Annotated in this window: 12 protein-coding genes; 4 read left to right on the plus strand and 8 right to left on the minus strand. The window is 65.6% G+C overall.

Going from position 1 to position 14846, the window contains the following annotated elements; genetic code table 11:
• The gene (locus CY658_RS14795) at positions 1-1734 is read left to right on the plus strand and encodes an acetyl/propionyl/methylcrotonyl-CoA carboxylase subunit alpha (protein ID WP_101490918.1); all 1734 of its coding nucleotides are present in this window, start codon (positions 1-3) and stop codon (positions 1732-1734) included.
• 13 nt (positions 1735-1747) lie between these two features.
• On the opposite strand, the gene CY658_RS14800 is transcribed toward CY658_RS14795, so the two are convergent.
• The 6 genes from CY658_RS14800 to CY658_RS14825 all read right to left on the minus strand — a co-directional run bounded on the left by CY658_RS14800 (position 1748) and on the right by CY658_RS14825 (position 9226).
• Positions 1748-2035: a hypothetical protein gene (locus tag CY658_RS14800; RefSeq protein ID WP_101490919.1), complete on the minus strand. Its 288-nt coding sequence runs from the start codon at positions 2033-2035 to the stop codon at positions 1748-1750.
• Between the two features lie 101 nt (positions 2036-2136).
• Entirely contained in the window at positions 2137-4296 is a 2160-nt protein-coding gene (locus tag CY658_RS14805) for a T6SS phospholipase effector Tle1-like catalytic domain-containing protein (RefSeq protein ID WP_101490920.1), read from the minus strand.
• A complete protein-coding gene (locus CY658_RS14810) occupies positions 4293-4967 on the minus strand; it encodes a DUF3304 domain-containing protein (RefSeq protein ID WP_101490921.1) in 675 nt (224 codons plus the stop codon). The genes CY658_RS14805 and CY658_RS14810 overlap by 4 nt, the downstream gene beginning before the upstream one ends.
• 3 nt (positions 4968-4970) lie before the next feature.
• The gene (locus CY658_RS14815) at positions 4971-5780 is read right to left on the minus strand and encodes a DUF4123 domain-containing protein (protein ID WP_180838953.1); all 810 of its coding nucleotides are present in this window, start codon (positions 5778-5780) and stop codon (positions 4971-4973) included.
• 1 nt (position 5781) lies between these two features.
• Positions 5782-8811 (minus strand): type VI secretion system Vgr family protein, encoded by a 3030-nt coding sequence (locus CY658_RS14820; protein WP_101490923.1) that lies wholly within the window; start codon positions 8809-8811, stop codon positions 5782-5784.
• 124 nt (positions 8812-8935) lie between these two features.
• Positions 8936-9226: a LysR substrate-binding domain-containing protein gene (locus CY658_RS14825; RefSeq protein WP_143713689.1), complete on the minus strand. Its 291-nt coding sequence runs from the start codon at positions 9224-9226 to the stop codon at positions 8936-8938.
• 48 nt (positions 9227-9274) lie between these two features.
• Here CY658_RS14825 and CY658_RS14830 point away from each other — a divergent pair, with 48 nt between their 5' ends.
• Complete coding sequence (locus tag CY658_RS14830; RefSeq protein WP_257884872.1) at positions 9275-9871, plus strand: DUF6306 domain-containing protein; 597 nt, start codon at positions 9275-9277, stop codon at positions 9869-9871.
• On the opposite strand, the gene CY658_RS14835 is transcribed toward CY658_RS14830, so the two are convergent.
• Complete coding sequence (locus CY658_RS14835; RefSeq protein WP_101490924.1) at positions 9858-11159, minus strand: aminotransferase class V-fold PLP-dependent enzyme; 1302 nt, start codon at positions 11157-11159, stop codon at positions 9858-9860. The two genes, CY658_RS14830 and CY658_RS14835, sit on opposite strands and share 14 nt — an antisense overlap.
• Positions 11160-11163: 4 nt before the next feature.
• Entirely contained in the window at positions 11164-12066 is a 903-nt protein-coding gene (locus CY658_RS14840) for an amino acid ABC transporter substrate-binding protein (RefSeq protein ID WP_101490925.1), read from the minus strand.
• 129 nt (positions 12067-12195) lie between these two features.
• On the opposite strand from CY658_RS14840, the gene CY658_RS14845 reads away from it, so the two are divergent.
• A complete protein-coding gene (locus CY658_RS14845; RefSeq protein WP_101490926.1) occupies positions 12196-13128 on the plus strand; it encodes a LysR family transcriptional regulator in 933 nt (310 codons plus the stop codon).
• Between the two features lie 175 nt (positions 13129-13303).
• A complete protein-coding gene (locus CY658_RS14850; protein ID WP_101490927.1) occupies positions 13304-14836 on the plus strand; it encodes an FAD-dependent oxidoreductase in 1533 nt (510 codons plus the stop codon).
• The last annotated feature ends 10 nt before the right edge of the window (positions 14837-14846 follow it).

Genomic DNA, 14846 nt, shown 5'->3' on the forward strand with positions numbered 1-14846 from the left:
ATGAAAAAAGTCCTGATCGCCAACCGCGGCGAAATCGCCGTGCGCATCGCACGCGCCTGCGCCGACCACGGCGTGCAGTCGGTCGCCGTCTATGCAGATCCCGACCTCAATGCACTGCACGTGCGCCGGGCCGACGAGGCCTACGGCCTGGACGGCCACCGCCCCGCCGACACCTACCTCAACATTCCCAAGCTGCTGGCCGTTGCGAAGCGCAGCGGCGCCGACGCCGTGCACCCCGGCTACGGCTTCCTCTCGGAAAGCGCTGCCTTCGCGCAGGCGGTGATCGACGCCGGCCTCACATGGATCGGCCCGTCGCCCTCGGCCATTGCCACGCTCGGCGACAAGGTGCAGGCCCGCAAGCTCGCACTGAAGGTTGGCGCGCCGCTCGTCGCGGGCACCGCCGACCCGGTGAAAGACGCCAGCGAGGTGCTCGCCTTCGCCGAGCAGCACGGCCTGCCGATCGCCATCAAGGCGGCCTTCGGCGGCGGCGGGCGCGGCATCAAGGTCGCATGGCGGCTCGACGAAGTCGAAGGCCTGTTCGAGTCGGCCGTGCGCGAAGCTATCACCGCCTTCGGCCGCGGCGAGTGCTACGTCGAGCAGTTCCTCGACCGCCCGCGCCACGTCGAGGCGCAGGTGATCGCCGACACGCACGGCAACGTCGTCGTGCTCGGCACGCGCGACTGCTCGCTGCAACGTCGCAACCAGAAGCTGGTCGAAGAAGCGCCCGCGCCGTTCCTCAGCGACGCACAGCGCGAGCGCATCCACCAATCGGCGCGCGACATCTGCGCGGCCGCCGGCTACACCGGCGCCGGCACCGTCGAGTTCATGTTGAGTGCGAGCGGCGCGATCTCTTTCCTCGAGGTCAACACGCGCCTGCAGGTCGAACACCCCGTCACCGAGGAAACCACCGGCATCGACCTCGTCATCGAGCAGCTGCGCATCGCCGAAGGCCTGCCGCTGTCGGTCACAGAGACGCCCGCACCGCGCGGCCACTCCTTCGAGTTCCGCATCAACGCCGAAGACGTGGGCCGCGGCTTCCTGCCGACGCCCGGCCCCGTCCACGTGTTCGACGCACCCTCGGGCCCGGGCGTGCGCGTCGACACCGGCGTGGACGCCGGCTCGCAGGTGCCCGGCACCTTCGACTCGCTGATGGCCAAGCTCATTGTCACCGGCGCCACGCGCGCCCAGGCGATCGCACGCGCACGCCGCGCGCTGAAGGAATTCCGCATCGAAGGCCTGGCGACCGTGCTGCCGTTCCACCGCGCGGTGATGGCGCACCCTGACTTCGTGTCGGAAGACACGTTCAAGGTCCACACGCGCTGGATCGAGACGGACTTTGCGAACGACGAAGCGGCGGGCATGCGGCCTGATCCACTGCCGGATGCAGCGCTGCATCGCACGGCGATCGAGATCGACGGGCGGCGCATGTCGCTGGGGCTGCCGGCGGAGTTGCTGCGTGGGTTGGCGTCGGCGGGTGGTGTTGGTGCTGCGTTGCCTGGTGTTGCGAGCGCACCTGCGGCTGATGCCGCCGCCGTGACTGCGCCGGTGTCGGGCACGTTGCAAGGCTGGAAGGTCGCCGACGGCGATGAGGTCGCCGAAGGCGCCGTGATCGCGGTGATGGAGGCGATGAAGATGGAGATGCAGGTCGTTGCGCACCGCGCAGGGCGCATCGCGTTCGCGGCTGCGGCGGGTGGCTATGTGGCGGCTGGGACGACGATTGCGCGGATTGGGTGAGTGAGGGCGATCGTCAAGGCTTGAGGAACAGGGCGACGAGTCCTGAAACGATGCAGGGTGCGAACGTCACGGCGGCCATGTAGGTCTCGAGACGTGCGCCTGTATGGCGTGCGTCGACGAGCAGATGGCGCGCGCCGAGGTAGAGCAATGCGGCGCCGGCCAGCACGAGAACGAACAGCCGGGCTTGCTTCAAGCGAGGTGCCCATGACGGATGCGGGCGCACACGATGGCCGATCAGGAAGAGCGTGCACACCAGCGACGGCAGGGTGCCGGCGATCAGGATGAGGGGGATCGGATTCATCTTGGTCCGGCGTCATCGGAGGCAATTGCCAGCGTACTTGGCCGAAAGCCGTATTCGCGCATTTCTACTCGTCGTGGCGGTAGGCCGGGTGGATTAGCCCCTTAACGCATGCCGCTGAATATGTCCCCGATGCCCTTGGTGCTCATGATCTGCCGCATGCCTTCTGCATCCATCGGCGGCGGCTCCTTGGGTGGTTGCGCCGAAATGTAGGAATCCAGGCGCTCCTTGTTCGTCAACGCCACACCGTTTCGGTACAGCGTACGCCAGCGCAGGTAGCCCCAGATCGAGCTGGGTTCGCGAGAGCCGGTTTCGGTCGGAAGGGTTTTGTCCTTGCGGTAGGCCGTCAGATCGGCGAGTTCCTGCTTGGTCAGCGCGGGTGGCGGTGGTGAGATCGTGGGGGCGTACACCGGTCGCCCTCTGCGTGCGGCCTCCTGAGCTGTGTCGAGAATCGCGCGATTCCTGCGCTCACCTTCCTTGTTGGCGGCATCCTTGGCTTCGAGTTGGGCCATGCGGTCTGTTTGCTTCGCACGCCAGGTCGATTCATTGGTTTCGCCTGTCGGCTTGAACCAGGCGCGCGAGTCATGGGCGTAGTCGTCCAGCAAATGAATGACAGCCGAGGGCAATGGGTCGGGACTGTTCCAGTGCCTTCGAACGTCCTTCCATTGCCGCACTTTTTCGCCCCACACCCAGTCAGTCAGAAATCTCGGGATAGAGCTACCCCTCAAAAACGTACCTAGCAAAGTGTCGTCATACAGAGGATCTTTCTCGTCCTTCTTGAGGGTCTTCCATTCATCTCGGAGTTCGGCGTTGGCAAGCGTCAAGTCGGTGTAGTCCTGTCCGTACTTGAACTGTTTGGCGCGCTTGAGAAAGTCTTGTGTCTCGAGGGCTTCAGCACCTGTGGGGCCCAGGCGAAGGCGACGCCAGCGTACGTAGAGCCCGTAGTGAGTCTGCATAGCGGCTGGGGTACTGATCCCGTCGCCGAGCAGCGGCTTGACGGCCGCTACATAGGCATTGAAGGCCTCGCGCAACGCAGGCGCTACCGTGAATGCATCGCGCATGTATTGCAGTACGCGCGGTCCATTGAGATCCAACGGCACGCCTGCTGTCACCGCTTCGCGGAACATTTGGCAGAGCGGAGCCTGCGAGAGTTTGGCGCTGTCGTTTGGCTTGAGTGATGTCCCGTTTGCGCTGCCTCGCCCCTGTTCGCCGGGGGGATAGCCGCCGCCCACATCCGAATGCACCCCCGGATACACCACCTCAATGCCATCGCCTCCGGCCAGATCGAGCGGAAAGGAGCCGCGAACCTCATGCCCGGAGACCAAGTGCACGCAGCGCTGCACATAGCCGGGAATAGCCAGATCCTTGGGCCGACCCCAAGCATCGTGCCCGTCTCTGATCAGTGCGCTTTGCGCCATGCCAACTGACGCCACTGTGTCAAAGATACCCAGAAAAACGACTTCGACCTTGAGCCCGGCCAATGTGTAGTCGGGGTCGAGTGCGTCGGTCAACCAGTTGCAGAAGGCACGCGCTTCCGCAGCGCCGCGTGAAAAGCCGAAAACCGAGATGCACAGCCGCTCCAGCTTGGGTTTGCGCTGCTGCACCAGGCTGCCGAGCTTGTTCCACAACTGCTGACGGCGCTCTCGCAGAATGTCCCTCCGCGCCTTGTCCCGAACAGGAGTGACGGTCGTATCGAAGATGTTCCCCACCTTCTCCGTCAGGCCCACCTCCCGCAGCATCTGTACTTCGCTTTTTCCCAGGTTGCGGATGGCGCCGGGGGACATGTTGACATCTGCGGACATCTTCTTAACGGTAGCGAGGTCGCTGGTCCCGAGAGATGCGCTGAAATTTGAGCCCCGAAAAAAATAGCGGTACAAAGAGTCATGGAGTTGCAGCAGCGCCCAATTGATGCGCGCTTCTCCGCCCCAACCAGCACCCAGACCCGCATTGGCCGCAGCGCCCAAACCGCTATCACCAACCTCCTCCCGGAAGGGAGTTCCTACGCCGGCAGCGTAGATGCGGGCATTCTCAGCCGGAGCATCGTCAAAAACGTCGTACAGCCGTGCCACATTGCTTTGGCTCTTGGTCGGCGTATCGCGAATACGGTTGTTGTTGGTTCCGTCGAAGAAGAAACCAAAGTGCAGTTCCTTGTTGCATGGCAGGCCGGCAGTAGATGAGTGCCGCGCCAGACAGAGAGCCTTTTGCGTCTTGGTCAGCGCCAGTGGGTCTTCACCTAGAGGTTCCAGAAATTTGCTTGTCGTCATGGTTTCTGGGCTTCCTTTTTTTGTTCTTCTTTCGCATCCTCCGCGATTCTCTTCATGGCCTCCCGTTTTTCACCTTCTGTTGGTGGATCTGACATGCGCACTGGCGAAGTGACCTCCCACATCTCGGGTACGCGTTCGTTGGGGTAGTACTTGTCGTGGCACACGGGACGGATCAGGCAATAGTCCCGAGGGTTGATCAACTCTTTATCTGGGAATTTCGGATGTCCCGGCCCTACGGATGAGGCATAGACTTTGATCTGGTCGTTTGGCAGAAACGCGACCCAAAAAGTGCCGCCCTGGAGGCCGTTGTAGCGGGGAATCTCAACTACTCTGCTGTACAGCGCTTTGGGATCTTTTGCATACAGCGCGTCGTTGCTCCACGAAATGGTGACCGTCAGGCCCGCGCGCCAGACTTTGGGAAGCCCAATGCTGGTCGCAACACTTCTGCCGCCTGCATAGCTCAGAGCGTTCCCCGCCCATTGATCGTTGACGTAGAAAGGGCCCACGGAAGTGTCGGAGTAGTTCAGCCCTTCTACCGTGAGTCCAATTTCGTTGTTCTCGGCAACAGGCGGCTCCGCCTCCTTTGCATCGCAGCCAGCCGTCAAGGTGCCCACCAGCACGATGGCCAACAACGCAAGAAGCAACGATTTCAATGCGCGGATTCTCGGCATGCGTCAGACCACCTCATCCAGGATCAGCTGTTGTTCAGAAAGCGCCGAGATCACGGCGCCGTAGAGCGTTGCATCGTGAAGCCCGGTAGTCGGTGTCATTTTTTTCAGAGTGTCTTCGATGCACGCATGGGCCGCCGAGACTCGCCCGTGCAGTTGGCCGAACAAATCGGGCCGCCGCACGATGTTGAAGAGAAGGGCATCCGGCAACGCCATGCGCTGCAACCGCTGATGCTGGAGGTCTTCCAATTCGTAGGGCGTGGTCTCCCGCGCTGCCTGAGGCGACGTACCGGATACGGAGACAAGTTGTCCGTCGCGCCCGAGGTAATGCCAGTGCATCACGCCCGCGAGAAGTCGTTCGCGTTGAAGGGGCGTGAACACCTCGAGCAGCGCATGAAAAGACCGGGTGTCTGCCAGACGGAGCATCCAAGCTTTCTTGTCCGACGTCACGGCTTCCATCTGCTGCTGCAAATGCAGCATGAGTGCCCCTGCGGACTGGTCCGAGGCGATGATGCTCAGCATCGGCTTGCCGCTGGTCAGACGTAGGAGTCGTTGGAGAAGTGACAGTCGGTCATCGTCATCCGCGGGCAACTCCAGCAGCGTCGGAGCGATCGCGTCGAGGCCCGGGCCGCTGTACAGGTTCGTGTAGAGGCATACGAGTGGGCGCACTCCGGCCGCGTGCTTCAACTGCGATGCCAGTTCCGGAGCGAACGCCATGTCCAGCAGCGCGTAGGTGCCCGCGGCAACGGGCTCCGTAGTCAGCCGCTGTTGGATCAGCACGGCTGAGCCTTGCTGTGGCGGGTCGATCCATTCCACGCTAGCCATTCTTCGCGGCCAATGCTTGGCCTGACTGCATGGCGTGGAGCAGGCATTCCACGCAAACGCTCTGCGGAAACTGCGGCAGCGGGTAGTTGCTTTGCACCGGCCCCGCCAACTTCCGCTGCACCGCGTGATACGTGATCTTCCCCGGGCATTCAAACGTGATGTCCCCATCCTGCAGCGTGATCGACGCGCCCTGCGCAGTCGCGATGCGGATCTTCTTCTTGGCCGCGAACTCCACCGTCTGGTCGGTGCTCGCGATCTTCAGCGCGTCCTTGGCCTGGATGCGCAGTTCGTCGTGCTGCGCCTGGAAGTCCAGGTCGTCGTTGCCCGCGATGACCGACAGGCCTGTTTCGGCATCGGCCTTCTGCGCCCCGGCCAACAGACCGATGGCCTGGCCGCTGTGCACGCGCAGCACGTCGGCCAGCGCCAGGTTGATGTCGCCGCCGCTGGCCAGCGTGGCGGTCTCGCCGCTGACGATCTGCAGCTGCTGGCCCGCCACCATCGCAAGCCCTCCGCGTGCGGCCAGTGCGACCACGGCGTCGCTCGTGTGGGGCACCTTGCCTTCGCCGGTGGCGATGGCCTTGTCGGACGCATCGGCGTAGGCGGCATCGAGCGCATCGGCCGTCACCATGCCGCCGACAGTGCGTTCCATCGCGGCGTAAGGCGCGCGTTCCTTGTCGAGTTGAGATTCGTCGGCCTTGTTGGCACCGATGTGCCCGGCCAGCTGCACGGTCTCGTGGGTCTTGGCCGCATCGCTCAGCGCCTGTCCCAGCTGCTGCACCTGCTTGAGCAGTGCCATGCCGGCGGCGAAGTCGCCCACGGGCTCCAGCTTCTGGCCGCCTGCGCCGTGGTACGTGCTGAGCAAGACGCCCTTGCCGCCACGCAGGGCGGCGTAGCCGTCGGTGCGCAGCTCCAGGCCCTGGCCGCGGAAGCTGCCCCGGAAGTTGTCGGCCTGGTGGATCAGGTGGCCCAGGTTCAGCTGGCTGTGGGCAATGCTTGCGTGCAGTTGCACCCGCAGCTGCTGATTCGAATCGTCGAACACCAACTGGCTGAAGCCCTCGCCGCCGAACTCCTTGGTCTTGAAGCCACTGAGCGCTGCTGCGTTGCGGTGGCCCTTGTCGTCGGCGCTGGCGCCGTGCCAGGGCGGGGCGTGGCCTGCAGCGAGGTTGGCCTGGGCGCTGGGCGAGGCGTTGCCTGCTTGGGCGAAGACGTCGTTGCTGTCGTTGCTTTCCTCACCGGATCGCGATGCGCCGCCGGGTGTGGGGGCGATGCCGCCGTCGCCGCGGCCGTTGTACAGCGCGCCGACGATGACGGGCTGGTCCACATCCAGGTCGACGAACTTGATCAGCACTTCCTGGCCGATGCGCGGCAGCCACTGCCAGCCCATGCCGGGGCCCGCCTGGCGCTGGGCCACGCGGATCCAGCGGGTGCTGCGGTTGTCCTGGGCGCTGTCGCCGCTCTCTCCAGTTCCGTTCTGCCAGTGGAAGCGCACGCGCACGTCGCCGCGGTCGTTGCAGTACAGCTCGTCGGCGCCGTTGGGCGTGGTCTCACCCGAGGGCCCGACCACGATGGCGCTGTGCACGCCGCTGGCCGTGGGCTTGGCATGCAGGCGGGCGCCATCGGCCGCTGCCAGTGCGGGGCGCCAGGGGCGCGGGGCATGCACGCCCGAGAAACTGTTGGCGTAGCCCTGGGCCTGCGCGGTGGCGAGGTTCTGGGGTTGCGGGTAGATGCTGTTGTCGTTGCTCGTTGCCACTGCTGCAGACACCAGCCCGAACACGTCGGCTTCGGCCGTCACAGGGGCGCAGGGCTGGTCGAACACGAGGTGTTCCGTCAGTTCGCCCAGCTGCGCCGCAATCGACGCTGCCGTGTCCTTGGGCAGGTTGTTGATTCCCACATGCTCGACGGTGTCCAGCAGCAACGCGGGCTTGGCCTGCAAGCCCAGGGCGGGCGCATCGTCGATCTCGATGCGCGTACCCGCGCGCAAGGTGCGCACGGTGCTGTGGCCCAGCATCASGTCGGCGCGGCATTCGGCCGCTTCCATCATCAAGGCCGCATAGCGCTCGAGCGTGCGGTTGGTGTCCCAGCCGCGGCTGCGGTCGTTCAGGCCGAGCACGTCGTCGTACTCCAGGCGCGGGGCGTTCTTGCCGCCAACCGGAAAGCGCGCCGGCGCGCTGCCTGTGAGCTGGCGCTTGCCGTCGACGTTCCAGGCGCTCAGGTGCACCTGCGCGACCGACTGGCGCATGCGGCGCACCAGTGCCTGCACGGCATCGCTGCGCTCCTGCGAGCTCTTGCGGTGAAAGCGAACGGGCGAGCCGGCATCGGCGGGCTGGGTGTCGTTCGACGAAAAGATCACGAGTTTGTGGCCCATCGGGGCCTTCGCGTCTTCCTCGGTGCGCCAGGCCAGGCCCTCTTCGGCCAGCAGGCGCGAGAAGAAGTCGAAGTCGCTCTCGCGGTACTGGGTGCAGTAGGTGCGAACGGGCGCATCGGCGAGGAAGCTGTTCACCTCGGAGGAGAAGGCCCAACTGCCCGCGTCGGCATACGGCGCAAGCACGCGCTCGATGATGTCGGCGACGCTGCGCTGCTGGAAGACCTGGCTGCGGCCTTGCTGAGTGGCCAGCCAGAGCCAGGGCACGAGCGTCAGGCGGTAGCGCGCCAGACCGCCATCGGAGCCAAGCGACTCGACTGCGCGGATCAATCCGGTGCGCTTTGCGAGCGAGCCATTGGCCAGCACGGTGATCAATGTGAGCGGCTGGTCGATCAGCGAAGACAGTGCCAGGTCCGCGCGCAAGCTCAGGCACACGATGCGCAGCTCGAACAGCTGCGACACGGCTTCGCGCTGCACCCACCCTTCCACGCGCAGGGCGTCGATGCTCTCGCGCGCGGCCGACGAAGAAGATGAAGCAGCGCTCGGCGCTTCGAGGCGGTACAGCCGCGCCGTCTGGCTCAGCTCGGCCCACAGGGCGCTGCGGTCAGCGGATGGTGACGACGAACGCGTGCGCACAGGCACACTGCCGTGGTTGGACATGAAACTCCCCGAAGCTTATTTTTCTTCCCCGCGTTGCGCAGGGTGGCGTGCGCCCGATTGTCGGAGTCCCGGTGCCCTGGACGTAAGTACCTGAAAGTAGCAACCCGCGGAGCAGGACTGCGCCTCAGCCCGGCGAATGCATGCCGATGCCGGGGCGCTGCGGCGGGTTGTAGCGCACGGCCAGGTCGAGCGCGCCGCCCTGCACGGCGTGGAGCGGGCGCTGTGCGCTGTCGACTTCGGCGCGCAGCGCGATCTCGGGGCAGACGCGGTGCATCCAGATCAGCCAGTCGGCCAGCAGCGGGTGCCACAGGCTGGGCTCGCTGCCCACGCTCACGCCTTCTTCGATTCCCGGCGGCGGCGCGACATGCTGGCGCGCACGCTCCCACTGGCTTGGAGAGAAGCATCGGTTCATCATGGCAACGCACACGACTTCAGGAGCCCTGCCATGCGCCCCCTGCCGCCCATGCCCCACGCCTCCCCGCCCGACGATGCCACGCCGCCTTTCGCCGACACGCCCGCCGCGCTGCGCGCGCAGGGGCTGCGCTTCCCCGAGCGCGTGGAAGTGTCCTCCCCGGTCTGCTACGCCGATGAGCTGGATGCGGCCTACCGCGACGCCGGCAACCGCGAGGAGCTGCTGGCCGCGCTGAACGAGCTGCTCGAAGCCGAGCGTGCCGGCGCGTGCATCACGCTGCGCAGCGCCGCCGAGACTGACGACCCCGCGCTGCAGCGCCTGGTGACCGACATCCACCGCGACGAGGTGCGCTGGTGCGGCGTGCTGATCGACGCGATCCAGTCGCTGGCCGCCACGCCCAGCACGCGCACCGGCGCGTTCTACGAGCGCGCGATGGCCGTGCCCGAGCTGGCCGCGCGCATGGCGCTGCTCAACCGCGGCCAGGGCTGGGTGGTGCGCAAGCTGCAGGCGCTGCTGCCACGCATAGGCGACGCGCACGTCCACGGCGAGCTGACGGCGATGCTGGTGTCGCACCAGCAGAACATCGCGCGCGTGGACGCACAACAGCAGGCCGCCGATCCGGCCCCAGATGGGCCTACGCAGCGCTGATGGCCTGCGCAATCTCGCGCGTCACGCGCAAAAAGGCTTCCATCTCGCCCACCGTGTGGCAGTGCAGCGGCGACACGCGCACGGTGCCTTCGAGCCCAAAGGATTCGAGCATCCGCTTCGAATAGATGCTGCTGGCCACGCGCTCGTACACGGTCACGCCGCGCTTGCCGTACTCGACCACGGCCTGCGTGCAGTCGAGGCCGTCGAAGCCGATGCCCAGGATCAGGTCGCGCTGCGTGAGGTCTTCGTGGTCGAGAAACACCTGCACACCATCGAGCGCGCGCAGGCCCGGCGTCTGCGCGGTGCCGTCGAGCAGCGTCGCCAGCAGCGCGCGCTCGTGCAGCTCGATGCGCTCGATGCCCGCCACGAAGCGGGCACGGCGGTCGGTGGCGTCGGTGAAATGGCCGCCGAGCCAGCCCACGTAGTCGACGATTTCGGTGAGCACCGCGAACTGCCACGGCGCCGAGCTGCCCAGCTCCCAGTGGCCGGGCTTCTTGCCAGCCAGCTTGTGGTGCGGCAATGCAGCCGCGCGCTCCGACATCCACGCGAAGCCCGAACCGCGGCAGCCGAAGAACTTGTAGGGCGCGAGGTTGATGCCGTCCACCGGCGTCTGCTGCAGGTCGATGACGCCGTGCGGCGCGTGCTGCACGGCATCGACGAGGATGTACAGGTCGGGCTTGATCTCGCGCGCACGCCGCACGATGGTCGCCATGTCGAGCTTGGCGCCCGAGATGTTCGACGCATGGATCACGTTGAGCACACAGGTGTTCTCGTCGATCAGCCCGACGATGGCGTCCACGTCGACACCGCCGGTGACGGGGTTGCTCCTGGCCACGCGCAGCTCGCGCCCGAGGCGTTCGGCGTACAGGCGCATGGCGTCGAAGGCCGACGGGTGCTCGAGCGCGGTCGTGACCATGTTCGTGCCCGGCACGTTCTCGGCCACCGCACGCACCATGTCGAACATGGCGCCCGAGGCGGTGAGCGAGGGGTACACGCTGCCGCCGACGGCGTTGAGGATGGTGCGCAGGTCGTCGGCGCCGCGCGCCTGCATCGCCTGCAACTCGACGGCGGTTTCGTGGATGCGCTCGGCGTTGTCGGGAATGGCGTCGACCTGCGCGAAGCGCTCGACCGCGGCCTTCAGGCGGAACGAGCCGCCGGCGTTGTCGAAGTACAGGCGCTCGCGGCCGTGGTGGTCGCGCTCGATGCCCAGGAAGCGCTCACGCACCTCGCGCATGAGCGCCTCGGAAAAGAGCTCGCCTTGCGGCAGGTCTGCACGTGTGACTGCCATGGTGTCAGACGCCCTTGTTGTTGGGGTTCTTGTAGATCTCGCGCACCGCATCCGTCATCGGAAAGTTGAGGTTCGCGTTGCGCGGCGGGATCGGCGAGAGGAACCACTTGGTGTACAGCTGCTCGATGGCGCCCGACTTCATGAGTCCGTTGACGGTCTCGTCGACCAGCGCCTTGAACTCGGGGTCGTCCTTGCGCAGCATGATGCCGTAGGGCTCCTGGCGCAGCGACTCCTTGAGGATCTTGTAGTCGCCCGGGTTGGTGGCGCTGGCGATCATGCCGGCCAGCTGCACGTCGTCGAGCACGTAGGCATCGGCGCGGCCCGTGGACAGCAGCAGGAAGCCGTCGGAGGTGTCCTTGCCCGCGATCTCGTTCACCTCGATGGTGCCGCTCTTGCGCGCGCCGCGCAGCAGCTGGATCGAAGTGCTGCCTGAGACAGTCGCCACGTTCTTGCCGTTGAGGTCGGTCAGCGCGTTGATGCCCGAGTTCTTCTTCACGGCGGCCGTGATGTTGGTGACGAAGTGGCTGGGCGCGAAGTCGACCTGCGCCTGGCGCTGCGTGGTGTTGGTGGTGGTCGCGCAGTCGAGGTCTACGGTGCCGTTCTGCAGCAGCGGAATGCGGTTGGTCGAGTTGAGCATGGTGTAGCGCACCTCGATCTTCGGCAGGCCCAGCTTGGCCTTCACGGCGTCGACGATCTTCAGGCAGATGTCATTGGTGAAGCCGATGGGCGCGCTGTCGGCGCTGAGCTTGTACGAGAACGGGATCTGGCTGTCGCGCGCGCCGATCTGGATCGTGCCGCTCTCCTTGATCTTGCGCAGCGTGCCGGCGTCCTGGGCGCTGACGGCGCCGCAGGCGAAGACAAGGGCGAGTGCCATTGCGAGAGGTGCGAGAGGCAGTTTGAAGTCCATGGTGTGTTCCTTGGGTTGCGATGGCAGGGGCCTGGGGCGCATCTTGTGCGTCCCGATGAATTTCTAAAAGCGATTTTTTGTGATCGAATCGCATGAATAAAAGCGTTCTTTCAGGAGCCGCCCGCCGTGATGACCTTCAAGCAACTCGAAGCCCTGTACTGGATCGCCCGGCTGGGCGGCTTCGCGCAGGCGGCCAACCAGCTGCACACCTCGCAGTCGGCCATCTCCAAGCGCGTGCACGAGCTGGAGCAGCTGTTCGACACCGAACTGTTCGACCGCAGCCAGCGCACCGCGCGTCTCACCGACAAGGGCGAAGAGATGTTCGTGCTCGCCAAGAAGCTGCTCGACCAGCGCGATGCCGCCGTCGAACAGTTCGGCAAGCCGGGTGTGGTGGAGCGTCGCATCCGCATCGGCGTGACCGAGCTCACCGCCATGACGTGGCTGCCGCGCCTCGTCGGCCTGATCCAGCAGCACTACCCAAAGGTGATCCTCGAGCCCGACGTGGACGACAGCCTGCAGCTGCGCGACAAGCTGCTGGCCGACGAGCTCGACGTGGTCATCGTGCCCCATACCTTCGCCGACTCGCGCATGCAGAGCAAGGTCATTGGCCGGGTGAAGAGCGCGTGGATGTGCAAGCCCGGCGTGATTCCCTCAGCCGCGGCCACCGGCACCGTGCGCCTGCATGACCTTGCGCGCCACCGCATGCTGGTGCAAGGCAACAACTCGGGCACCGGCCGCGCCTACGACGCATGGATGAAGGACCAGGGCGTGCAGCCCGCCAACGCGATCGTGGTGAGCAACCTCGTCGCGCTCACGGGGCTCACCGTGTCGGGCCTCGGCGTGAGCTACCTGCCGCGCGAATGCCTCGCGCCGCTGGTCGACGCCAGCATGCTCGAGGTGATCGACGTGACGCCCGCGCTGCCCGTGGTGCGCTACGTGGCGATGCACAAGGGCGAGCACCGCAGCGCGCTCACGTCGTCGATCGTGATGCTGGCGCAGGCGTGCTGCGACTTCACGCGGATGTTCCAGGCTCAGCCCGCCGAAGACGCTGCACCTAACTGAAAATATTTTTCATAAAGTCTGAAATTCACGTCAATACTGGCGACATTCCGCCATATCCACGTGAATTTGAGGAAGTTAAGAAAAAACCTTTCAATTTCAGGCCTACCCAAAACAACGCAGACCTTCCCCTTCTCCCGGCGCCATCGCCGCCAGACCTTCTTCAGAGACAGTGCCCATGACCATCACCGTGACACGCCAGGACGCTCGCTACAACACATTGAAGAAGGGCTTCAACCTGCGATGGCCGGCCACGGAATCCGATGCTGCGTCGCGCATCGAGCTGGTGGAAAACGCGGGCGATGCCGCCGCCGCCTTGCAACGCATCGTCGATGCGGGCCTGCGGCCCACGGTGCGCAGCGGCGGGCATTGTTATGAAGACTTCGTCTCCAACAACCCCGACGGCGCGATCCTCGACCTGAGCCTGCTCACGCAGGCAAGCGCCGACCGCAAGGGTGACGGCCGCTACCGCGTCGCGCCCGGCACGCAGAACTGGAACGGCTACCTCGAGCTCTACAAGCAGCACAACGTGACGCTGCCCGGTGGCTCCTGTTATTCGGTGGGCGCGGGCGGCCACATCTGCGGCGGCGGCTACGGGCTCTTGTCGCGCCTGCAGGGCCTCACGGTCGACTGGCTCTCGGCGGTGGACATCCTCACGGTCGACGCGCGCGGCAAGGTCGTGCCGCGCACCGTGGATGCCACGCACGAGCCGGAACTGTTCCGTGCCTGCCGCGGTGCGGGCGGCGGCAACTTCGGCGCGATCACCGGCTATGTGTTCGACACCCTGCCGACCGCGCCGCGCGAGGTGGCGCTCGCGGTGGTCGCGTTCGACTGGGCCACCATGACGCCCGCGCGCTTCGCCCAGCTGCTCGCCATCTACGGCGACTACTGGGCCACGCGCGGCACGTCGCCCGACACCTGGGGCATGTTCTCGCTGCTCAAGCTCACGCACCGCTCGTCGGGCCAGATCGTGATGCTCACGCAGTTCTGCAACCCCGACGGCACCTGCAACGACTTGACGGTGCTCCACGATTTTCTCGACCGCTTCCGCGCCTGCACGCCCGTGCCACTGAAGGGCCGCGCACCCGGCGTGGGCCCGGCGCCGCGGCAAGACACGGGGCAGCTGCTGTGTTCCAAGCCGCACACCGTGACGCGCTACGACTGGCTCACGGCCACGCAGTACCTCAACGGCTCGGGCGAGAACCAGCGTGGCAAGTACAAGTCGGCCTACATGAAGCAGAACTTCAGCGCCCGCGAAGCGCAGCGCATCTACACGCACCTGACGCGCACGATGCCCGGCATCGACCTGAGCCAGTCGCTGGTGCAGGTCGACTCCTATGGCGGCGCGATCAACAAGCCCGAGCGCATCGGCGACACCGCCGTGCCGCAGCGCGCATCGATCATGAAGCTGCAGTACCAGACGTATTGGCGCAGTGCGGCGGACGACGCGGGCCACCTGCGCTGGATCAGCGACTTCTTTCGCGACGTGTACGGCACGCCCGACGTACCCGAGCGCTTTGCCGGCACGCCCTACCCCGGCGAGCGCTACGAAGGCTGCTACATCAACTACCCGGACAACGACATGCTGGCCTACCCGTTCTGGCCGCAGCTCTACTATGGGGACCAGGGGCTCTACGCCTTCCTTCGGAAAGTGAAGCGGCGCTACGACCCGAACAACATCTTTCACCATGCCATGTCGGTGCGGCCCTGAACGAGAGGAA

The organism is Variovorax sp. RO1 (assembly GCF_002849325.1).
In the GTDB taxonomy this organism is placed as follows: domain Bacteria; phylum Pseudomonadota; class Gammaproteobacteria; order Burkholderiales; family Burkholderiaceae_C; genus Variovorax.

Excerpts from the sequence above, each read along its gene's own strand:
- CY658_RS14835 (WP_101490924.1), bottom strand. The coding sequence starts at position 11,159 with ATGGCAGTCACACGTGCAGACCTGCCGCAAGGCGAGCTCTTTTCCGAG.
- CY658_RS14830 (WP_257884872.1), top strand. The coding sequence starts at position 9,275 with ATGCCCCACGCCTCCCCGCCCGACGATGCCACGCCGCCTTTCGCCGAC.
- CY658_RS14800 (WP_101490919.1), bottom strand. The coding sequence starts at position 2,035 with ATGAATCCGATCCCCCTCATCCTGATCGCCGGCACCCTGCCGTCGCTG.
- CY658_RS14840 (WP_101490925.1), bottom strand. The coding sequence starts at position 12,066 with ATGGACTTCAAACTGCCTCTCGCACCTCTCGCAATGGCACTCGCCCTT.
- CY658_RS14845 (WP_101490926.1), top strand. The coding sequence starts at position 12,196 with ATGACCTTCAAGCAACTCGAAGCCCTGTACTGGATCGCCCGGCTGGGC.
- CY658_RS14810 (WP_101490921.1), bottom strand. The coding sequence starts at position 4,967 with ATGCCGAGAATCCGCGCATTGAAATCGTTGCTTCTTGCGTTGTTGGCC.
- CY658_RS14850 (WP_101490927.1), top strand. The coding sequence starts at position 13,304 with ATGACCATCACCGTGACACGCCAGGACGCTCGCTACAACACATTGAAG.
- CY658_RS14825 (WP_143713689.1), bottom strand. The coding sequence starts at position 9,226 with ATGATGAACCGATGCTTCTCTCCAAGCCAGTGGGAGCGTGCGCGCCAG.
- CY658_RS14795 (WP_101490918.1), top strand. The coding sequence starts at position 1 with ATGAAAAAAGTCCTGATCGCCAACCGCGGCGAAATCGCCGTGCGCATC.
- CY658_RS14805 (WP_101490920.1), bottom strand. The coding sequence starts at position 4,296 with ATGACGACAAGCAAATTTCTGGAACCTCTAGGTGAAGACCCACTGGCG.